Origin of the sequence: Streptomyces luteogriseus (assembly GCF_014205055.1) — a bacterium.
In the GTDB taxonomy this organism is placed as follows: Bacteria; Actinomycetota; Actinomycetes; order Streptomycetales; family Streptomycetaceae; genus Streptomyces; species Streptomyces luteogriseus.
On sequence record NZ_JACHMS010000001.1, the window covers coordinates 994,570 to 1,014,116 of the forward strand.

The window sequence follows — 19,547 nt, forward strand, 5'->3', positions numbered from 1 at the left end:
TTCGGAGTGAACGCCCGAGTGCGGTGGGTGTCAAGTGTCACTGAACAAGGCCGTCACCCGACATCGCCGGAGACGAACCAGACGCCCACAGCCGGTACCTCTCCATCGTTGCGGTACCGGTGGGGAGTCGTCGACTCGAAGCAGACGGAGTCGCCCGCCCGCAGCGTGTACTCCTCGAAACCGAGGGTGAGGACCAGCTCGCCGGAGGTCAGATAGCCGTACTCGGTGCCGGCGTGCCGCATCAGACCGCCGGAGCCGGAGGAGGAGCCGCCCGGCCGGTACGTCACCAGCAGGAAGTCGGCCTCCACACCCGGCACCCGCCCGAGACGCTCCCACACGACCCCCGAGTCCAGCTCCAGCGTCTCGCGTGCACCGGAGCCGACCAGGGGCCCGATGCGCCGCCCCGGATCGGCGGCGAAGGCGGCGAGGGCGTGCGGCACGGCGACGGAGACGTGCCGCACGGTGGCGGGGGACGCGGCGAGCGGGCTCGCGACGACACTCTCCCGGGCGTCGAAGAGGGACTCCACGGAGATCCCCAACGCCGTGGTGATCGCGTAGAGGGTGCTGACGGACGGCTGGCTCTTGCCGGTCTCGATCTGCGACACGAGACTCGCCGACACGCCGATCTCCCGGGCCAGCGCGCGCAGGCTCGTACCGCGCTCCAGGCGCGCCTGCCGGATGCGCGCGCCCACGGGCGGCACGACGGCGGGTGACACGGGCGACTCCTCAGCTCGGGAAGACTGTGCAGTTTCATTGAACAGCGCACGCGAGCCCTGACGCCAGGAGTCGAACAGTTCCCTGCGCCAGGAGCCGCGCGGGCCTGCTTCCCCGCCGAGAACACCGGGCGGGATGCCGCGAGGGCGGTGATGCCGGCCCGTTCGCCGACGGGACGGCGGTCGGCGGCCTCCGGCCCGGTGCCGCGCAGGACGCCGACGGTGCGCCGCATGGACGCCGGCGCCTCCGTCGCGGCGCGCTCGATGCCGGCGAGGACGGGGTCCAGGTCCTGCGGCTGCTGCCGCTCCGCCATCACGCGGGCCACCTGCGTCTGCGGTCCGGCTGCCCCAGCACCTTCCCGCCGCGGCACCCGCCGAGACCAGCCCTGGTCGGCGCCCCCGCCCGCGGCCCGCCCGCGCCCCCGCTGCAGGATCCGCTGACGGAGCGGGAACCGGACGTCGTGCGGCTGGTCGCCCCGGACCGCGCGGCCCGGGCCTGGCAGAACGGGCACGTGCGGCCCACGGCCTGAGCCCGGAACGGCCCCGCGGGTGCTCACCCGAACGGTCCGGCGCCGGTGGTGGCCCGTCGACGGCGGTGGTGCGCTGAGGGCACGCGCCACGTTCTCAGGAGGCACTCCCGATGACCCGTCGTCCGACCCGGCTCGTCCCCGTCCTCTCCTGCGCCCTGGCGGCAGGCACGCTGCTCTCCACCGCCGCCTGCTCGGACGACGACGGCACGGACGGTTCGCGCCTCTCCGGCGTCACCGCGTCCCAGGTCGCCGAAGTGCGGCAGACCCCCTCCCCCACCGCCACCCTCTCCACGAACGGCGCCCGCACCGCGCTGATCACCGAGGCGGACATCGAGGACGACTGGACGCAGGTCAAGGACACGGAGGCCGAGAACTGGCACGACAGCCTGCTCATCGGCACGGTCGACGTCTCCGACTTCCTCACCGCCAAGGCCCAGGCGTCCGACTGCCAGCGCCTCCTGGACTCGCTGTTCGACGACGATCTGCTGGGCAGGCCGTCGGGCGCGTCCGAGCTGCGCGGCTTCGAGGAGGGCGACTCCCGGCTGCTGTACCAGGTCGCCTCCTACGACCGGACCGACCCGCAGGACTCGCTCAACTGGATGGCGACCCTGCCGGAGAAGTGCGACCAGTTCACCGTGACCGACGGCAAGGAGAAGCGCACCGTCCAGGTCATCGAGGTCCCGCTGCCCAAGGTGGGCGACGCCCGTCAGGGCCTGCGCGTGACGGTGCAGGGCTCGGCCGGCGGCGACGACGCCACGCTGACCCTGGGCGTCGCCGCCGTACGCGTCGGCGACGACGCGATCACCGTCACGGCGGGCGGGCTCGACGGGGACGAGAACGACTCCGTGAAGCAGGCGGTGCAGCAGGGAACCCAGCGCCTCAAGGACATCCTGGCCGGGAAGTCGCCCGCCGCGAGCCCCACCGACTAGACCGGCCGGCCCGGCAAGCGGCTCACTCCTGCTCGCCGTCCCTTCCCAACCGCCGTGCCCGCTCCACCGATTCCCGGGACAGCGTGATCATCGGAGCGGCACAATGGCGGCGGCGACCGGTCTCGGTCGTGCGTGCGAGGAGAGGACGAGTCGTGAGTGATGGCCACACCCCTTCGGGAGGGTCGGCGAGGCTGAACACCGGTGTGGCGCACAACGCGCGCGTGTGGAACTACTGGATCGGCGGCAAGGACAACTACGAGGTCGACCAGCAGGTCGGCGAGCACGTCGCCGGAATGTTCCCGATCATCCGGGACATCGCCCGCGCGGACCGGGACTTCCTCGGCCGGGCCGTGTCGTTCCTCGCCGGTGAGCGCGGGGTGCGGCAGTTCCTCGACATCGGCACGGGACTGCCGACGGCGGACAACACCCACGAGATCGCCCAGCGGCTCGCACCCGACTCGCGCATCGTCTACGTCGACAACGACCCGATCGTCCTGGTGCACGCCCGCACCCTGCTCACCGGCACCCAAGACGGCGTCACCGCGTACATCGACGCCGATGTGCACGACCCTGACGCCATCGTGGAACGTGCCGGGGAGACCCTCGACTTCAGCCGCCCGGTCGCCGTGATGATGCTGGGCATCCTCAACTTCGTCCTGGACGTGGAGAAGGCCCGGGACATCGTGCGCCGTGTGATGGCCGCGGTCCCCTCCGGCAGCTTCCTGGTCCTCACGCACCCGACCTTCGACGACGAGCTCGGCGGCGCGGGCCAGATCCCGGCCATGAAGTTCTGGAACGAGAACGCCACTCCCCCGATCACGGCCCGCGGCGGCGCCGACATCGCCGCGTTCTTCGAGGGCCTCGAGGTGCTCGAACCGGGCATGGTGTCGTGCGGGCAGTGGCGCGCCGAGCCCGGATCGGCGGTGCTGGTACCGCAGTACGGCGCGGTGGCCGTGAAACCCTGACGGCGCCGCCAGTCGTCGCACACCGGAGAACCGCGGAGGACGCATGACCACCCTGGCCGATCCCGTGCCCGGTGGCCGCCCCGGCGACGTGGAGCGGGCCACCGCGCTGAGCGGCGAACTCGCCGGGCGGGGTGTGCACGGCGTCGTGCTGGCCTACGTCGACACCGCGGGCATCGGCCGGGTCAAGACCGTCCCGACGGCCCGGCTCGCGTCCGCTGCGGCCTGGGGCGTCGGCATGTCACCGGTGTTCGACACGTTCCTGGCGAACGACTCGATCGTCACCACCGACGTCCTCGGTTCCCCCGACGGCGATCTGCGCCTCTACCCGGACCTCGACCGGCTCGTCGTCCTGGCCGGGCAGCCCGGCTGGGCCTGGGCGCCGGTGGACCGCGTCACCCAGGACGGGGAGCGGCACCCCGGCTGCACCCGCACGTTCCTGCGCCGGATCGTCACCGAGGCCGCCGGGCGGCACGGCCTCACCTTCAAGGCCGCCATCGAGATCGAGTGGACCGTGGCCCGGGGCGATGCCCCCGGCGACGCGTTCGTGCCCGCGACGACCGGACCGGCGTACGGGGCGACCCGGCAGATCGAGCTCGGGGACTACACCGCCGACCTGCTGTCCGCGTGCGCGGCCCAGGGCGTCGACGTCGAGCAGGTCCATCCCGAGTACGCGGCCGGGCAGTTCGAGGTCTCGGTGGGTGCCGTCGATCCGGTGGCGGCGGCCGACCGCAGTGTGCTGGTCCGGCAGACCGTCCGCGCGGTGGCCCAGCGGCACGGGCTGCGGGTCTCGTTCGCCCCGGCCGTCGTGGGCCGGGGTGTCGGGAACGGCGGGCACGTCCACCTGTCCGCCTGGCGTGCCGGGGCGAACCTGCATGCCGGGGGCGAGGGCCGCTACGGCATGACGGCCGAGGCCGAGTCGTTCACGGCCGGCATCCTCGCCCATCTGCCCGCCCTCACGGCCGTCACCGCCCCGAGCCCCGCCAGCCATCTGAGGCTCAGGCCCTCCCAGTGGGCCGGGGTGTTCACCGCCTGGGGCCGCGAGACCCGGGAGACCGCGCTGCGGGTCGTCACCGGCACCACGGGGCTGCGCGACCGGGCGGCCAACCTGGAGATCAAACCCGTCGACCTGGCCGCCAACCCCTACCTCGCGATCGGCTCCCTGATCGCCGCCGGGCTGGATGGCCTGACGTCGGCCGCCGCCCTGCCCGACGAGACCACCGGCGACCCGGCCCACCTGAGCGAGGCGGAGGCGGAGGCCCGGGGCGTGCGACGGCTGCCGGACTCCCTGGAGCGGGCCGTCGAGGAGTTCCGCGACGACGACGTCCTGCGGACGGCGCTGGGCCCGGTCCTGGCCGACGCGGTCATCGCCGTACGGCGGGGCGAGCAGGAGTGTGTCGCCGGGCTGGACGACGACCAGGTGGCGGCGGCGTACCGCTGGACGTACTGACATGGGTGCGGTCCGCGAGACGCTCGACGCCGTACGGCTGGTCGACCACCACTGCCACGGCACGGTCGCTGCCGACCTCGGCCGGGACGCCTTCGAGTCCCTCCTCACCGAGGGCGAGGCGTGGCCGGGGATCTCGCCCTTCGACAGTCCGGCGGGCGTGGCCGTGCGCCGCCACTGCGCTCCCCTGCTCGACCTGCCCCGGCACACGCCCGCCGAGGAGTACCTCGCCCGCCGCTCGGAACTCGGCCGGCGCGAGGTGCAGCGCCGCTTCCTGCGCGCCGCGGGCACGGACGTCTTCTGCGTCGACACCGGCTACGCCCCCGACCCCCTCACCACGCCGCGGGAGATCGCCGAGGCCGCGGGCGGGACCTCGTACGAGGTCGTTCGGCTGGAGGGCGTCGCGGAGTCGGTGCAGACCGCGGGGGTCGAACCGGACGCGTACGCGGACACCTTCCGCACGGCGGCGCTGGAGGCCGTGCGGCGGCCCGGCGTGGTGGCCGTGAAGTCGGTGGCGGCCTACCGCACCGGCTTCGACCTGGACCCGGCCCGCCCGTCGGAGGTGGAGGTCACCGAAGCGGCCCGGCGCTGGTTCGCCAGGGGCGGACGTCTGGACGACCCGGTCCTCGTACGGCACCTGCTGTGGACCGCCGTCGACCTGGGTCTGCCGCTCCAGCTGCACACCGGGTTCGGCGACAGCGACATCCGGCTGCACCGCGCCGACCCGGCCCGCCTCACGGACTGGCTGCACCTCACCGCCGGGACGATCCCGGTCCTGCTCCTGCATTGCTGGCCCTACCAGCGGCAGGCGGCCTACCTCGCCGCGGTCTTCGAGCGGGTGTACCTCGACGTCGGACTCACCCTCCACCATGTCGGCCCCGCCCGGGCCGGTGGGGTCCTCGCGGAGGCCCTGGAGATCACGCCGTTCCGCAAACTGCTGTACAGCTCGGACGCGTACGGTGTGGCCGAGTTCTTCCACCTCGGGGCGCTCGCCTTCCGGCAGGGGCTCGCGGAACTGCTCCAGGGTCGCGTGGACGCCGACGAGCTCTCCTTGCCGGACGCGCTGCGGATCGCGCGGTGGACCGGGCGGGACAACGCCCTGCGGGTCTACCGGCTGGAGGCCGACGGGCCGGAGGACGATTGAACAGGCGTGTGGCCGGTCACAGTTCTCCTGGAGCGGCTACCCAGGAAGTCCGAACGGCTGAAAGTATGATCAAACAATGTCTGACATGACCGAAACCACGCCCGGCTGGCTGTCCTCCGACGAGCTGGAGATGACACGCGCCCGCCTGCCGATCCTCTACGTCGAGGCCGTCCCGGTCCGCGTCGACGACAGCGGCGAGGTGACCAGCGTCGGCCTGCTGCTGCGCATCGGCCCCGACGGTACGGTCAGCCGGACGCTGGTCTCCGGCCGCGTACTGCACCACGAGCGCGTCCGTGACGCCCTCCTGCGCCACCTGGAGAAGGACCTCGGCCCGGTCGCGCTGCCCCGCGTCCCGGCGTCGCTCCAGCCGTTCACGGTCGCGGAGTACTTCCCGACGCAGGGCATCACGCCGTACCACGACCCGCGCCAGCACGCGGTGTCCCTCGCCTACATCGTGCCGGTGACGGGCGACTGCCGGCCCCGGCAGGACGCGCTGGACCTGGTCTGGTTCAGCCCCCAGGATGCCGTCTCGGAAGCCGTGCAGAGCGAGATGCCGGGCGGGCACGGGGTGCTGCTGAAGCAGGCGCTGGCGCATGCGGGCTGCGCGATCTGAGGCCTGAGCTCTCTCACGTCGGAGAACGACAAGAGGCCGTATCCGTGGAATCCGATACGGCCTCTGAGTGACTGCTTCACAGTCGGGACGACAGGATTTGAACCTGCGACCCCTTGACCCCCAGTCAAGTGCGCTACCAAGCTGCGCCACGTCCCGATGCCCGCCTGACCTGGGAGTTCCCCCGGCCGAACGCGCAGGGAAACAATACCGCACTCGTACCGGTGATCGCGCATCCGTTTCCGTGCGGCAGCCGCTTGACCTCAAGTTCGGTTGAGGTTGCACGCTCGTCGTCATGACCGACGCGACACGGACATCCACGTACACGCATGCCGATCTGCCGGGCCTGATGGGCCTGATGACCGGCGACGAGAAGCACGGCCCGGCCGCCACGTCCACGCTGGACGTGGTGTGGGTGCTGTACGACCGGGTGCTGCGGGTGAGCCCGGAGGGCAGGGACGCCCCGGGGCGGGACCGGTTCCTGCTGTCCAAGGGGCACGGGCCGATGGCGTACTACGCCGTGCTGGCCGCCAAGGGGTTCGTGCCGGTGGAATGGCTGCCGGGCTTCGGCTCGTACGACTCCCCGCTCGGCCACCATCCCGACCGGACGCTCGTGCCGGGGGCCGAGATCGGCAGCGGATCGCTGGGCCACGGACTGCCGATCGCCGTCGGTACCGCGCTGGGGCTGCGTGCCCAGGGGCTCGACGAGCCGCGGGTGTGGACGCTGGTCGGGGACGCGGAGCTGGACGAGGGCAGCAACCACGAGGCGATCGCGTTCGCCGGGCCCGCCGGGCTCGACCGGCTGCACACCGTCGTCGTCGACAACTCCTCCGCCCGATACGCCCGCCCCGGCGGGATCGCCGCACGCTTCGAGGCGGCTGGCTGGTCCGCGCTGACCGTCGACGGCCGTGACCACGAGGCCCTGTACACCGCCTTCACCGCGCCGCACCCGGGCCGCCCGCACGTGGTCGTGGCCCGGGTCGAGCCGAAGTCCGCCTGATCTTCCGCCACCGAGACCGAGGAGTCTCCCTTCCATGGACACCATGCGTGACCGTTTCGCCCCTGTCGTCTCCCGTCTGCTCGACGAGGATCCCCGGGTGGCCGTGGTCCTCGCCGCGATCGGCACGGACGGCTTCGCCGGGGCCACCCGCCGCCATCCCGACCGCGTCGTCGACGTCGGCATCCGGGAGCAGCTCCTGATCGGGGCGGCGGCCGGGCTGGCGCTGACCGGGCTGCGGCCCGTCGTGCACACCTTCGCCAGCTTCCTCGTGGAGCGGCCCTTCGAGCAGGTGAAGCTGGACCTCGGACACCAGGAGGCGGGCGCGGTGCTGGTGAGTGCCGCCGCCTCCTTCGACTGGCCGGCCGGGGGCTACACGCACATGGCACCGGGCGACGTGGCGCTGCTCGACACGCTGGACGGCTGGACCGTGCATGTGCCGGGGCACCCGGACGAGGCCGAGACACTGCTGCGGCACGCGGTCGCCGCGGGCGACGACAAGGTGTACGTACGGCTGTCCGTGCAGGCCAACGGGCAGGCGCTGCCGGTCGACGGGGAGCGCTTCCGTACGGTCCGCGAGGGACGCTCCGGCGTGGTGGTCGCCGTCGGGCCGATGCTCGACGCCGTACTCGCCGCCACCGAGGGGCTGGACGTCACCGTCCTGTACGCGACCACCGTCCGCCCCTTCGACGGGGCCGCCCTGCGCCGGGCCACCGAGGCGGGCGGGACGGACGTCGTCCTCGTCGAGCCCTACCTGGCGGGCACGTCGACGGCCGCCGCGAACGACGCGCTGTCGGATGTGCCGCACCGGCTCCTCGGACTGGGCGTCGGCCGCCGCGAACTGCGGCGGTACGGGCGGCTGGAGGAGCATGTCGCCGCCCACGGTCTCGACGCCCGGTCGCTGCGGGAGCGCATCGCGGGGTTCCTCGGGGCGGCGGTCCGCGTCTGAGATCAGGAGGGCGTCACTGCGCGGGCAGGCCGAGCCGGGGGTGGGCCTCCAGGAGCCGGGTCGGGGCCGCCTGGCGCCAGGAGTCGGCGAGGACGTCCCGCAGCTCGCCCTCGTCCTCGATGGCGTCGAGCCGGGCCCGCACCCAGGCGAACTGGGACTCGTGGTCGGCGATCCAGAACTTCCCCGGCTCGGCGAGCACCAGTTCGTCGCGCTCCTCCTTGGGGCAGCGCACGGCGATGGAGGTCTCGTCCTCCGGCAGCGTGGCGAACATCTTTCCCGCCACCCGGAACGTGGGCATGCTCCAGGCGATCTTTTCCGTCGTGTCCGGCAGGGACAGGGCGATCCGTCGTACGTCTTCGGCATCCGGCATGGCAGGCACCGTATCGGCTCGCACTGACAATCACCTGGTGAGAGCGGTTGCCGGTAGGCGCTTGTAGTAGATCGTCGTCGGCCGGAGCACGCCGCCGGGGTCGGCCGCGTAGTCGGGAATGGCGCCGATCGGGGACCAGCCGCTGGACCGGTACAGAGGTTCGGCGGGGCTGCCGGTCTCGGTGTCCAGGTGCAGAAGGCTGACACCGGCCGCCGTGGCCGCGGCCTCCGCCGTGGCCAGGAGCCTCCGGCCGAGGCCGCGCCCACGGGCCTCCGGGTGCACCATCAGCTTCACGAGCTCGGCGCGGTGACGGCTGTTGGGCTTGTCGGGGAAGGCCAGGCTGACGGTGCCGAGCACCCGCTCCCCGTCGCACGCCACCCACACGGCGAGCCGGCCCGCGGCCACGTCGGCGGCCCGGCCCTCCCACCAGGCAAGGGCCTCCGCCCGGCTCAGCGGGGCGAGGAAGCCGACGGAGGCACCCCCGTTCACGGTGCCGGTCAGCAGCTCCGCCAACTCCGCCGCCCTGTGCAGCAGTTGCCTCTCGTCCAGTCGGTTCACGGTCGCACCACCGCCAGCAGATAGCGGACGCCCTCGGGATCCGCGCACCGGAACCGGGTCGGGCCCCACACCCGCATCCGCAGGCAGTCACCGGCGCCCAGGCGGTGTTCGGTGTCCTGCGCGGTCACGTCCAGGGCGCCTTCCAGGATCCAGAGGTGCTGCTCCAGTCCGGCCACGGGCGGGCGGTCGTAGGCGAGGTCGGCGCCGGGGGCGAGGCGGGCCTCGACCAGTTCGCCGCGCAGGGCGGCATGCGGGGGTGAGACGGACCGCCGTACGAACCCGGAGGCGCGGTCTCGCCACACGGGCTGGGCGGCGGAGCGGACGACGGTCTCCGGTTCGGCCTCGACCTCGCTGAGGAGCTGGGACATGGTGCGTCCGTAGACGGCGCACAGGCGGTTCAGGAGGGAGGCCGTGGGGCTGGTCTCGGCCCGCTCGGCCCGGGACAGGGTGGACCGGCTCACCCCGCTGCGGTCGGCCAACTCCCCCAGGGACCAGCCGTGTTCGGCCCGCAACTCGGCCAGGCGTGCACCCAGCCGGGCATCGACGGGATCCGTCTCATCGCTTCTCACATTCGGGACGCTATCCCGGATGTGAGACAGCGGTGTTACGAGCCGCTCACAGCCGGGCCGCCGCGCCGAGTGCGTCCAGCACGGGGCGGATCAAGGGGTGCTCCTCGGCTCCCCTGCGCACGGCGGCGAAGACCCGGCGGGTGGGGGGCGTCGCGTCGACGGGGCGTACGACCACCCCGGTGAGGTCCATGCCGCGCAGCGCCGAGCGCGGCACCAGGGCGACGCCCGCGTCGGACGAGGCCAGGGCGACGACCGCGCGGAAGTCGTCCGAGGAGTGCTCCATGCGGGGCTGGAAACCGGCGTTCTCGCAGGCCAGGATCACCACGTCATGGCAGGGGTTGCCGGGGTACGGGCCGATCCACGCGTCCTTGGCCAGTTGGGCGAGCGGCACCTCGGCCGCGCCGGCCAGGCGGTGGGTGACCGGGACGACCGCGTCGAAGGGCTCGGCGTACAGCGGTACGTGGGTCAGTCGCGGGTCGTCGGCGGGCGGGGCCCCGCGGTACTCGACGGCGACGGCGACGTCGACCTGCCGGTCCAGCACCATCGGCAGGCTGGCGTCGCCCTCGGCGTCCTGGACGCGGATGCGGATCCCGGGCGCCGAGCGGGCGAGAGCGGCCACGGCGGGCGCGACGACGAGGGCGATGCCGGTGGCGAAGGAGGCGACCGTGACGGTGCCGGCCTCGCCGGAGCTGTACGCGGCGAGCTCGGCCTCGGCCCGCTCCAGCTGGGCGAGGACCGCGTTGGTGTGGTTGAGCAGGATCTCGCCGGCGGGGGTGAGCCGTACGCCCTTGGCGCCGCGCTCGACGAGCCGGTGGCCGGTCTCCTGCTCCAGGGCGGCAAGCTGCTGGGAGACGGCCGACGGGGTGAGATACAGCGCGGCGGCAGCCGCCGTCACCGTACGGTGGTCGGCCACCGCCCGGAGGATGTGGAGCCGCCGCGCTTCGATCATGCGATCGATTGTCTCAAATACGCCCCGTGCCGGCGGTCAGCCCTCCAGCTCGGCCCGCGCCGCCACGAAGGCGTCGACCGCCCGGTTGACGTCGTCCGTGGAGTGCGCGGCCGACAGCTGGACGCGGATCCGGGCCTGGCCCTGCGGCACCACCGGGTACGAGAAGCCGATGACGTAGACGCCGCGCTCCAGCAGCAGCTCGGCCATGCGTCCGGCGACCGCCGCGTCGCCGATCATCACCGGGGCGATGGCGTGGTCGCCGGGGAGGACGTCGAAGCCCTCCTCGGTCATCCGGCCGCGGAACAGGGCCGTGTTCTCCGCCAGCCGGATCCGCAGGTCGTCCGCGGCCTCCAGCAGGTCGAGGACCTTCAGGGAGGCCGCCGCGATGACCGGGGCGAGGGTGTTGGAGAACAGGTACGGCCGGGAACGCTGGCGCAGCAGGGCGACGATCTCGGCGCGGGCGGCGACGTAACCGCCGGAGGCGCCGCCGAGGGCCTTGCCGAGGGTGCCGGTGATGATGTCGACGCGGTCCATGACGCCGTGCAGCTCGGGCGTGCCGCGGCCGCCGGGGCCGACGAAGCCGACCGCGTGCGAGTCGTCGACCATGACCATCGCGTCGTAGCGGTCGGCGAGGTCGCAGATCTCGCGCAGCGGGGCGACGTAGCCGTCCATGGAGAAGACGCCGTCGGTGACGATCAGACGGCGGCGCGCGTCGGAGGCCTCCTTGAGCCGGGCCTCCAGCTCGGCCAGGTCGCGGTTGGCGTAGCGCAGCCGACGGGCCTTGGACAAGCGGATGCCGTCGATGATCGACGCGTGGTTGAGGGCGTCGGAGATGACCGCGTCCTCCGGACCGAGCAGCGTCTCGAACACGCCGCCGTTGGCGTCGAAGCAGGAGGAGTAGAGGATCGTGTCCTCCTGGCCCAGGAAGGCGGACAGCCGCGCCTCCAGCTCCTTGTGCACCTCCTGGGTGCCGCAGATGAACCGGACGGAGGCCATGCCGTAGCCCCAGCGGTCCAGGGCCTCGTGGGCGGCGGCGACGACCTCGGGGTGGTCGGCGAGGCCGAGGTAGTTGTTGGCACAGAAGTTGAGGACCTCGCCGGGGCGGCCGCCCGCTGTGACGTTCACGGTGGCGGACTGCGGGCTGCCGATCACGCGCTCGGGCTTGTGCAGGCCGGCGGCGCGGATCTCGTCGAGGGTGGCGCGCAGGTCGTCGCGCACGGAGTCGAACATGGGGGAAGCTCCTAAGGTGCTCGCGGAGAGGGGGAGTTACACGGTCCAGTCGAGGATGACCTTGCCGCCGCGGCCGCTCGCCGCGTCCTCGAACGCCGCCTCGAAGTCGCGGTGGCCGTAGCGGCCGGTGATGACGGGTGCGAGGTCCAGGCCGGCCTCCAGCAGGACCGACATGGCGTACCAGGTCTCGAACATCTCGCGGCCGTAGATGCCCTTGATGGTGATCATCGAGGTGACGACGCGGGCCCAGTCGACGGGGAACTCCTGTGCGGGCAGGCCGAGCATCGCGATCCGGCCACCGTGCGTCATGTTGGCGATCATGTCGCGCATGGCCTCGGGGCGGCCGGACATCTCCAGGCCGATGTCGAAGCCCTCGCGCAGTCCGAGGGTGCGCTGCCCGTCGGCGATGGTGGAGCCGGAGACGTCGAGCGCGAGGCTGACACCGATCTTGCGGGCCAGCTCCAGCCGCTCCGGGCTGACGTCGGTGATCACGACGTTGCGGGCGCCGGCGTGCTTGGCCACGGCGGCGGCCATCAGGCCGATCGGGCCCGCGCCGGTGATCAGGACGTCCTCGCCGACGAGCGGGAACGACAGGGCGGTGTGCACGGCGTTGCCGAACGGGTCGAAGATCGCGGCCACGTCGAGGTCGACGGGCACCCGGTGCACCCAGACGTTGGCGGCGGGCAGGGCGACGTACTCGGCGAACGCCCCGTCCCGGCCCACCCCGAGCCCCACGGTCGCCCGGCACAGGTGCCGGCGCCCGGCCAGGCAGTTGCGGCACTTGCCGCACACCAGATGGCCCTCGCCGCTGACCCGGTCGCCGATACCGATGTCGGTGACGTCCCGCCCGGTCTCGACGACCTCGCCGACGAACTCGTGCCCGAGCACGAGCGGGGTGCTGATCGCCTGCTGGGCCCAGCCGTCCCAGGCCCGGATGTGCAGGTCGGTACCGCAGATTCCGGTGCGCAGCACCTTGATGAGGACGTCGCCGGGCCCGACGGCGGGCTCGGGGACGTCCGCGAGCCACAGCCCGGGTTCCGCCTTCTGCTTGACCAGCGCCTTCACCGCTACGGCTCCTGAGGGTGAGTCCCGGCTCCGGGCATGCCGAAGGAACCCCTGGACCGGGAGAGGAGTGGGATCGCACTGCAATCTGCCGTACGGCGGGCGCGCCGGTCCATCGAGGTTTTCTTAAGCGCCGCCTCAGCTTTCCTTCACACCCCGGGGGCCCCGCGGGAAACGGGCTTCAGTAGGGCGGCAGGCCGTCCCGGCTCTCCAGTTCCACGACGAGCCGCGCGGCGTGTTCCTTGATCGCCGTCAGGCCCGGCTTCCCCCACGGCCTCGGCTCGACGTCCGCGACGCTGATGGTGCCCAGCACCAGGCCCGTGCCGTCGATGAGCGGCGCCCCCAGATAGGAGCGGATGCCGAACTCGTCGACCACCGGATTGCCCGCGAACCGCGGATAGTCGCCGACGTCCTCCAGGGCGAGGGCCTTGCGGCGCGCCACCACATGGGGGCAGAAGCCGTGGTCGCGGGGCAGGGCACGGCTGAGGCGCGGGCTGGTGCCGTCGCTGCGCACCACCGGCGCGACGGCCGGCACGTGCAGACCCGCGAAGAACTGTCCCTGCTCGTCGGGGAGGTTGACCATGGCGTACGGCGCACCGGTGAGCCCGGCGAGGCGGTACGCGAAGGAGTCGAGTGCGGGTTCGGGGCGCTCCCCCAGCCCCAGTCTGCGTAGTCGGCGGGTGCGGGCGGGGGCCTCCTTGTCCTCGGGTGTGAGCAGCAGACGACCGGCCGGGCGCGGCGGGTCGTAGGTCATGGGCATGCTCCTGGGTCGTGGACTTGCGTCATATATGGCCTCCGTGGTGGGTGTGAGGGGGTCACATGTGGGCGCCATACCCCGTCGCGGGGGCCGGTGTATGGGCGATGAGGTGGCGCACCAGGGTCAACAGGGTCTGGACCCCGGAGCTGGAGATCCGCGCGTCGCAGCACACGACGGGCACGTCCTCGGACAGGTCCAGGGCGCCGCGCACCTCCTCGGGGTCGTAGCGGTGGGCGCCGTCGAACTCGTTCACGGCGATGATGAAGCCGAGGCCGCGCTGTTCGAAGAAATCCACGGCGGCGAAGCACTCCTGCAGCCGGCGGGTGTCGGCGAGGATGACCGCGCCGAGCGCGCCCTCGCACAACTCGTCCCACATGAACCAGAACCGCTCCTGTCCTGGTGTGCCGAACAGGTACAGCACGTGCCGCGGGTCGAGGGTGATGCGGCCGAAGTCCATGGCCACGGTCGTCTCGACCTTGTTCTCGATGCCGTCGAGGTTGTCGGTTGCGGCGCTGACGGTGGTGAGCAGTTCCTCCGTGCTGAGCGGCGCGATCTCGCTGACCGCGCCGACGAAGGTCGTCTTGCCCACGCCGAACCCGCCCGCCACCAGGATCTTCAGCGCGGTGGGGAACGGGTCGGCGCCGTGGCGGTGGCCCGGTCCGTCGGTGTAGTCAGAGCTGTCGTCGTAGTCCATCGAGCACTGCCTCCAGAAGGGCCCGGTCCGTCGGGTTGTGGTGGAACGCGGGGGGCTTGGTGGTCAACGCCCCGCAGTCGACGAGGTCCGCCAGCAGCACCTTGGTGACGGCCACCGGCAGTGTGAGATGGGCGGCGACCTCGGCGACGGCGACGGGCACCCGGCACCGTTCGAGCGCCTGCGTGTGTTCGGGGCCGAGATAGCCGAGGGGGGTCGCCCCGGTGGCCATCACCTGTGACACGAGGTCGAGCGCGACGGTCGGACGGGTGCGGCCGTTGCTGACCGTGAACGGCCGCACCAGCCGCCCGGCCGCGTCGTCGAGCCAGGGCCCGTCACCGGCCGCCGTCACGCTCAAGGCCTCATCGCCGGGGATTCGACGGACTGCCGGGGAGCGGTCACCAGGTAAGGGCGGACGCTCTTGACCAGCATCGCCATCTCGTAGCCCAGCACGGCCGCGTCGGCCTCGCGGCCGGCCAGCACGGCCAGGCAGGTGCCGGAGCCGGCGGTGGTGACGAACAGCAGGGTGGAGGCGAGTTCGACGACGACCTGCCGCACGTCGCCGCCGTCGCCGAAGCGGACACCGGCGCTGCGGCCGAGTGAGTACAGGCCGGAGGCCAGCGCTGCCATGTGGTCGGCGCTGTCCGGGTCGAGTCCGTGCACGGACTTCACGAGCCCGTCGCAGGACAGGAGCACCGCGGCGGTCGTGTGCGGTACGCGCTGCACGAGGCCGCTCATCAGCCAGTCGAGATCGGATACATGGGCGGTCGGCGCATCGCTCGCCATGGTGGATCGACTCCTTGGGGTACGAAGGTCTGCGGGAGCGCTGGAGGTGGGGGTGGGAAGGGGGGTGGGAAGGGGGGTGGTCATCCGGCGGGGGCGCTCCCGTCCTGCCGGGTGGTGGTCGTGCGGTAGTCGGAACGGGACCCGGGCGCCGGCCTGCTCGAGGGGGACGGCTCCGTGGGGAGCGCCTCGAGGTGGACCGGCCGGACGGGCATCGGGTCCCTGTGGGTGGAACCCGCGGATGCCGGGTCCGTGTGGGCGGAGTCCGCGTAGGAGGAGTCCATGTGGGCGGCCTCCATGTGGGCGGAGTCCGGGTAGGAGGAGTCCACGTGGGCGGACCCCGTGTGCGCGGACGACGTGTCGCCCCAGCCCGTGTCGCCGGCCTCCATGCTCTGCTGGGCCTCCGCGAGGCTGATGCCGCGCTGGAAGGCCGCCATCAGACCGGGGTCGTGGCCCACGAGGTACTCGGGGTCCTGGCGTGGCGCCGGGCCGTCGCGCAGCTGGGGCACGATGTGCTCCTGGGCGCGGCGACGGGGCAGTTGGGGTTTGCCCATGGTGCCGCGGACGGCGCCGTTGCGAGGGGTGGGCGGCTCGGTGCCGTTCTCGGCGAGGATCCGCCGGTCGTCGGGACTGATACCGGGCCGTGCCTCGGCCGGGGTGGGACGCTCCCGGCGGGCCCCGCGCATGGGCAGGGGCGCGGGCCGGCTCTCCGGTGCGCTCCCGCCCGGGGCCGGTTCGGCTTGCTGCTCGTGCCCCCGGGGTACGGCGGGTGCGGCGAGCGGGAGCGACGGCCTCGCTCCGGACGCGGTCAGCGCCCCGGCCGAGGTCACGGCCTCAGCGCCGTCGACGGCACGGGATCGCCCCCTGGACGCGCCACCGTCACCGGCACCAACCTGCCCCGGCCTGCCGTCCTGCCCGTTCTGCCCATGCCGCCCGGCCGTCCGTACCGGCACCCCCGGACGATCCGCACCGGGCGCGCCTGCCTCCGGCTGCCCCGCTCCCCCGGGCGTTCCCGCCCCCGCCTCCGCTCCCAGCAGCGCCTGCGGTACGACGAGCACCGCCTGCACTCCGCCGTAGATGTTGGTCTGGAGGCGGACGGTGATGCCGTGCCGCCGGGCGAGCTGGGAGACGACGAACAGGCCGATACGGCCGTCGGCCAGGAGCCGGGCGACGTTCACCTGGTCGGGGTCGGCGAGCAGCGCGTTCATCCGCGTCTGCTCCTCCAGGGGCATGCCGAGCCCGCGGTCCTCGACCTCGACGGCGAGCCCGGAGGTGACGAGGTTGGCGCGCAGCAGGACCTGGGTGTGCGGGGCGGAGAACACCGTGGCGTTCTCGACGAGTTCGGCCAGGAGGTGGATGACGTCGGCGACGGCGTGGCCACGCAGCTGCCCGTCGATCGGCGGCACGAGCTTGACCCGTGAGTACTGCTCGACCTCGGCGATGGCCGAGCGCAGCACCTCGGTCATGGAGACCGGGTTGCTCCACTGGCGCCGGGACACCGCGCCACCGAGCACGGCGAGGTTCTCGGCGTGGCGGCGGATGCGGGTGGCGAGGTGGTCGACGTGGAAGAGCCCCTTGAGCAGGTCGGGGTCCTCCATCTCGTTCTCCAGCTCGTCGAGGATGGAGATCTCGCGGTGCACCAGGGACTGCAGGCGGCGGGCGAGGTTGACGAACACCTCGAGCTTCTGTTCGCTGCCGGTCTGGCTGGAGAGCTGGGAGGCCTGCACGACGGCGGTGACGGCGCCGTCGTGCGCGCGGGACAGGTCGGCGCCGAGGAGGTCGAAGTCGTCGCCGTCCTCGGGGCTCCCGTGGCGGCTCTGCGGGGCGAGCTGCGGCGGGCCGTCGCCGCGGCGCAGTGTCTCCACGAGGGTGCGCAGGTCGGCCTCGCGCCGAGCGGTGGCACGGCGCAGGACGCCGAGGCGGTCGTGCACGGACCGGGCGGCCCGGTTGGCGGCGATCGCGGCGACGGCGATGCCGACGAGGGCCACGAAGACCGCGCCGCCGAGCACGGCCCAGAGGGTGGGACCCGGCCGCGTGCCGGTGGACCGGACGGTGAAGAGAACGGCGGCGCAGCCGCTGAGGGCGACGGCGACGGGGGGAAGCACCGCGAGACGCAGCAGCTGGGACCGTATGTGGGTCTCGGGCAGCGCGGGCGCGGTGCGGACGGCGGGCCGTCCGTGCCGCCCGCCCTCACGGCGGTCTGCGCGTGTGGCCGGAGCGCGGAGGTGAGACATCGGTGTCCTCGTCCTGGTCCGTCGGGCAGGGGTGCCGGGGGAGCTCGTGGGGGTGCGAACGGGTTCGCGCGGCCGCTTGCGCGCGCCCCGGGCCGTGCGCCCGGCCTCCCCCCGCTTCCGCACGCCTCCGGCACCGCCGGCACCACTGACGCCTCGGGGGCCGGTGTGCCGTCCCGGGCCGGAGGGCCCTACGGTTCCCGCACCGGGCGGGGCCGCACCCGCGTCGGCGGCGGAGGTGCCCGCGCCACCGACGGAGGCGCCCACGCCACCGAGAGCGCCGCCCGCGCGGTCGGCCGCGGTGCCCGCGCGGTCGGCACCGGCACCCGGGTCCTCGACCGCGCCGGCACCGGCGTCGGTGGCGCGTGGGCAGCGGGGATCCCCGCCGCGTCGACTTCCTCGTCCGCCCTGCGCCTGCACGTGCCGGCCCCCGTTCCCTGATCCGCCCTGTTTCCCGACGGCCACTGACAGTAGTCGCCAGCGCATCATGTGCGGTGGGCAGTTGACAAACTCATACGGTGAGCGTCCTGCTCTGGTATGAGGTCTCGCACGACAGACCGAAAACACCTCAGTACATCCGGCCATGAACGAAAAGAGTTCGATCCGACCTGGTCAGAAGCGGTCACACACAGACGGCGAGGGCCGGGGAGCCTCTCGCTCCCCGGCCCTCGCCGTCGGTCTGCCGTACGCCCCGGGTCAGCCCGCCGGGAGCGTCTCGGGGTCCTCGGTGCCCTTGCCGGCCTCGCGAGAACCGTCACTCACCGTGTCGGCCTGGGCCACGGCTGCCGCGTCCGACGCGGCCTTGATACCGGCTCCCGCGAGGACCTCCCCAGCCGCGCGACCGCCCGCCGGGGCGAGCGCCACCCCACGCCACCACGGCTCCGACGGCACCGTCTCGGCCGTGGGCTCGAAGGGCTCGCCCGGCCGGGGCAGGGCGACACCGGCGCCCACCGCCCGGGCGGCCGCGAGGGTCCCCTCGCCCGGGTCCGCCCACGGGTGGGTCGCCAGGTTGAAGGTGGCCCAGTGGATCGGCAGCATCGGACCGTGCTCCGGCCCGCCCTGGAGGTCGAGGTGGGCACGCATGCCCTCCTCGGGAGTCATGTGGATGTCGGGCCAGAAGTCGGAGTAGGCGCCGATCTGGATCATCGTGGCGTCGAACGGCCCGTGCTCGGCGCCGATCTCCTGGAAGCCGTCGAAGTAGCCGGTGTCGCCGCTGTGGTAGATCCGGTGCTCGTCCCCGGCGACGACCCAGGAGGCCCACAGGGTGTGCTGGGTGTTGCGCAGCCCGCGGCCGCAGAAGTGCCGGGCCGGGGTGGCGGTCAGGGTGAGGCCGCCGATCTTGGCGGTCTCGTGCCAGTCCAGCTCGCGCAGCCGGTCGGCGGACACGCCCCAGTGCTCCAGGTGCGCCCCGACGCCGAGGGGCACGGCGAACAGCGTGTCCGTGCCGGCGAGCGCCTTGATGGTGGGCATGTCCAGGTGGTCGTAGTGGTCGTGCGAGATCACCACGACGTCGACCGGGCCGAGCGCGGCGAGCGGGAGGGGCACGGGATGCAGTCGCTTGGGCCCGGCGAAGGAGAAGGGGGAGCAGCGCTCCCCCCACACCGGGTCGAACAGCACGCGCCGGCCGTCGATCTCCGCGAGCACGCTGGAGTGCCCCATCCAGGTCAGCCGCAGCCCGGTGGCCGGGGGCCGGGCGATGTCGGCGAGGGTGGTGGAGTGCACCGGGACGGTGCCCTTCGGGGTGCGGCGGGGCCGGGTGTCCTTGTCGAAGAAGACCTTCGCGAAGTCCAGGGTCGAACCCGAGGGCCGGGTCCGCGCGGGGCCGCCGGGGTTCTGGAAGACCCCGTCCTCGAAGTGGGGCGATCTGCGGATGCGTGCCATGCGCTCGCCGCGCGGATCCGCGCCGAACGCCCCGGGCTGCAGCGCGCGGAGCCCGGAGCTCAGGGTACGGAAACCGGCCACGGTACCTCCAGGTGGAGTCGGTCAGGCTTTCCATTATGGTCGGCCCCTCCGACAGCACCGGATCACAGGGGTCCCACCGGAGAGGATCCGGAGCGATCCGCGGG

At 73.0% G+C, this 19,547-nt stretch carries 21 protein-coding genes, 1 tRNA gene and 1 pseudogene; 8 read left to right on the plus strand and 15 right to left on the minus strand.

Going from position 1 to position 19,547, the window contains the following annotated elements:
* Positions 1-53: 53 nt before the first annotated feature.
* Positions 54-716, minus strand: coding sequence for a helix-turn-helix domain-containing protein (locus tag BJ965_RS04560; RefSeq protein WP_184907471.1), 663 nt, complete (start codon positions 714-716; stop codon positions 54-56).
* A gap of 140 nt (positions 717-856) precedes the next feature.
* Positions 857-1,048: pseudogene (locus BJ965_RS39115) on the minus strand (sensor histidine kinase); the annotation flags it as partial.
* 305 nt (positions 1,049-1,353) lie between these two features.
* Here BJ965_RS39115 and BJ965_RS04565 point away from each other — a divergent pair.
* From BJ965_RS04565 to BJ965_RS04585, 5 genes are all read left to right on the plus strand, one after another.
* Entirely contained in the window at positions 1,354-2,172 is an 819-nt protein-coding gene (locus BJ965_RS04565; RefSeq protein ID WP_184907472.1) for a hypothetical protein, read from the plus strand.
* A gap of 152 nt (positions 2,173-2,324) precedes the next feature.
* The gene (locus BJ965_RS04570; RefSeq protein ID WP_184907473.1) at positions 2,325-3,137 is read left to right on the plus strand and encodes an SAM-dependent methyltransferase; all 813 of its coding nucleotides are present in this window, start codon (positions 2,325-2,327) and stop codon (positions 3,135-3,137) included.
* 43 nt (positions 3,138-3,180) lie between these two features.
* Complete coding sequence (locus tag BJ965_RS04575; protein ID WP_184907474.1) at positions 3,181-4,584, plus strand: glutamine synthetase family protein; 1,404 nt, start codon at positions 3,181-3,183, stop codon at positions 4,582-4,584.
* 1 nt (position 4,585) lies between these two features.
* Positions 4,586-5,725, plus strand: a complete 1,140-nt coding sequence (locus BJ965_RS04580) for an amidohydrolase family protein (protein WP_184907475.1) — start codon at positions 4,586-4,588, stop codon at positions 5,723-5,725.
* Between the two features lie 76 nt (positions 5,726-5,801).
* On the plus strand, positions 5,802-6,338 hold the full coding sequence (locus BJ965_RS04585; RefSeq protein WP_142156995.1) for an NUDIX hydrolase family protein: 537 nt from the start codon (positions 5,802-5,804) through the stop codon (positions 6,336-6,338).
* Between the two features lie 82 nt (positions 6,339-6,420).
* Here BJ965_RS04585 and BJ965_RS04590 read toward each other — a convergent pair.
* Positions 6,421-6,494: transfer RNA gene (locus BJ965_RS04590), tRNA-Pro, on the minus strand.
* 136 nt (positions 6,495-6,630) lie between these two features.
* Here BJ965_RS04590 and BJ965_RS04595 point away from each other — a divergent pair.
* The gene (locus tag BJ965_RS04595; RefSeq protein WP_184907476.1) at positions 6,631-7,335 is read left to right on the plus strand and encodes a transketolase; all 705 of its coding nucleotides are present in this window, start codon (positions 6,631-6,633) and stop codon (positions 7,333-7,335) included.
* 34 nt (positions 7,336-7,369) lie between these two features.
* Positions 7,370-8,281 (plus strand): transketolase family protein, encoded by a 912-nt coding sequence (locus tag BJ965_RS04600; RefSeq protein WP_184907477.1) that lies wholly within the window; start codon positions 7,370-7,372, stop codon positions 8,279-8,281.
* A 13-nt stretch (positions 8,282-8,294) separates the two neighbouring features.
* Here BJ965_RS04600 and BJ965_RS04605 read toward each other — a convergent pair whose 3' ends face one another.
* The 11 genes from BJ965_RS04605 to BJ965_RS04655 form a co-directional block, all read right to left on the minus strand.
* Positions 8,295-8,651: an MmcQ/YjbR family DNA-binding protein gene (locus BJ965_RS04605; RefSeq protein ID WP_184907478.1), complete on the minus strand. Its 357-nt coding sequence runs from the start codon at positions 8,649-8,651 to the stop codon at positions 8,295-8,297.
* Positions 8,652-8,681: 30 nt separating this feature from the next.
* A complete protein-coding gene (locus BJ965_RS04610) occupies positions 8,682-9,209 on the minus strand; it encodes a GNAT family N-acetyltransferase (protein WP_184907479.1) in 528 nt (175 codons plus the stop codon).
* Complete coding sequence (locus BJ965_RS04615; protein ID WP_184907480.1) at positions 9,206-9,778, minus strand: helix-turn-helix domain-containing protein; 573 nt, start codon at positions 9,776-9,778, stop codon at positions 9,206-9,208. The genes BJ965_RS04610 and BJ965_RS04615 overlap by 4 nt, the downstream gene beginning before the upstream one ends.
* Before the next feature lie 46 nt (positions 9,779-9,824).
* Entirely contained in the window at positions 9,825-10,727 is a 903-nt protein-coding gene (locus tag BJ965_RS04620; RefSeq protein WP_184907481.1) for a LysR family transcriptional regulator, read from the minus strand.
* A 36-nt stretch (positions 10,728-10,763) separates the two neighbouring features.
* Entirely contained in the window at positions 10,764-11,957 is a 1,194-nt protein-coding gene (locus BJ965_RS04625) for a glycine C-acetyltransferase (protein ID WP_184907482.1), read from the minus strand.
* Between the two features lie 36 nt (positions 11,958-11,993).
* Complete coding sequence (tdh, locus tag BJ965_RS04630; protein ID WP_184907483.1) at positions 11,994-13,022, minus strand: L-threonine 3-dehydrogenase; 1,029 nt, start codon at positions 13,020-13,022, stop codon at positions 11,994-11,996.
* Between the two features lie 178 nt (positions 13,023-13,200).
* Positions 13,201-13,773 (minus strand): GAF domain-containing protein, encoded by a 573-nt coding sequence (locus BJ965_RS04635; protein WP_184907484.1) that lies wholly within the window; start codon positions 13,771-13,773, stop codon positions 13,201-13,203.
* A 61-nt stretch (positions 13,774-13,834) separates the two neighbouring features.
* The gene (locus tag BJ965_RS04640; protein ID WP_184907485.1) at positions 13,835-14,470 is read right to left on the minus strand and encodes a GTP-binding protein; all 636 of its coding nucleotides are present in this window, start codon (positions 14,468-14,470) and stop codon (positions 13,835-13,837) included.
* Complete coding sequence (locus BJ965_RS04645) at positions 14,448-14,819, minus strand: DUF742 domain-containing protein (protein ID WP_184916766.1); 372 nt, start codon at positions 14,817-14,819, stop codon at positions 14,448-14,450. Before BJ965_RS04645 ends, BJ965_RS04640 begins: the two co-directional genes overlap by 23 nt.
* A gap of 2 nt (positions 14,820-14,821) precedes the next feature.
* Positions 14,822-15,253, minus strand: a complete 432-nt coding sequence (locus BJ965_RS04650; RefSeq protein ID WP_030840841.1) for a roadblock/LC7 domain-containing protein — start codon at positions 15,251-15,253, stop codon at positions 14,822-14,824.
* Between the two features lie 80 nt (positions 15,254-15,333).
* Complete coding sequence (locus tag BJ965_RS04655) at positions 15,334-17,484, minus strand: sensor histidine kinase (protein ID WP_184907486.1); 2,151 nt, start codon at positions 17,482-17,484, stop codon at positions 15,334-15,336.
* Between the two features lie 165 nt (positions 17,485-17,649).
* Here BJ965_RS04655 and BJ965_RS04660 point away from each other — a divergent pair, with 165 nt between their 5' ends.
* Positions 17,650-17,922, plus strand: coding sequence for a hypothetical protein (locus BJ965_RS04660; protein ID WP_184907487.1), 273 nt, complete (start codon positions 17,650-17,652; stop codon positions 17,920-17,922).
* Between the two features lie 255 nt (positions 17,923-18,177).
* On the opposite strand, the gene BJ965_RS04665 is transcribed toward BJ965_RS04660, so the two are convergent.
* Positions 18,178-19,443 (minus strand): MBL fold metallo-hydrolase, encoded by a 1,266-nt coding sequence (locus BJ965_RS04665; protein ID WP_184907488.1) that lies wholly within the window; start codon positions 19,441-19,443, stop codon positions 18,178-18,180.
* Positions 19,444-19,547: the final 104 nt, after the last annotated feature.

Excerpts from the sequence above, each read along its gene's own strand:
- BJ965_RS04565 (WP_184907472.1), top strand. The coding sequence starts at position 1,354 with ATGACCCGTCGTCCGACCCGGCTCGTCCCCGTCCTCTCCTGCGCCCTG.
- BJ965_RS04575 (WP_184907474.1), top strand. The coding sequence starts at position 3,181 with ATGACCACCCTGGCCGATCCCGTGCCCGGTGGCCGCCCCGGCGACGTG.
- BJ965_RS04580 (WP_184907475.1), top strand. The coding sequence starts at position 4,586 with ATGGGTGCGGTCCGCGAGACGCTCGACGCCGTACGGCTGGTCGACCAC.
- BJ965_RS04585 (WP_142156995.1), top strand. The coding sequence starts at position 5,802 with ATGTCTGACATGACCGAAACCACGCCCGGCTGGCTGTCCTCCGACGAG.
- BJ965_RS04595 (WP_184907476.1), top strand. The coding sequence starts at position 6,631 with ATGACCGACGCGACACGGACATCCACGTACACGCATGCCGATCTGCCG.
- BJ965_RS04600 (WP_184907477.1), top strand. The coding sequence starts at position 7,370 with ATGGACACCATGCGTGACCGTTTCGCCCCTGTCGTCTCCCGTCTGCTC.
- BJ965_RS04605 (WP_184907478.1), bottom strand. The coding sequence starts at position 8,651 with ATGCCGGATGCCGAAGACGTACGACGGATCGCCCTGTCCCTGCCGGAC.
- BJ965_RS04620 (WP_184907481.1), bottom strand. The coding sequence starts at position 10,727 with ATGATCGAAGCGCGGCGGCTCCACATCCTCCGGGCGGTGGCCGACCAC.
- BJ965_RS04625 (WP_184907482.1), bottom strand. The coding sequence starts at position 11,957 with ATGTTCGACTCCGTGCGCGACGACCTGCGCGCCACCCTCGACGAGATC.
- BJ965_RS04635 (WP_184907484.1), bottom strand. The coding sequence starts at position 13,773 with ATGACCTACGACCCGCCGCGCCCGGCCGGTCGTCTGCTGCTCACACCC.
- BJ965_RS04640 (WP_184907485.1), bottom strand. The coding sequence starts at position 14,470 with ATGGACTACGACGACAGCTCTGACTACACCGACGGACCGGGCCACCGC.
- BJ965_RS04650 (WP_030840841.1), bottom strand. The coding sequence starts at position 15,253 with ATGGCGAGCGATGCGCCGACCGCCCATGTATCCGATCTCGACTGGCTG.
- BJ965_RS04655 (WP_184907486.1), bottom strand. The coding sequence starts at position 17,484 with ATGTCTCACCTCCGCGCTCCGGCCACACGCGCAGACCGCCGTGAGGGC.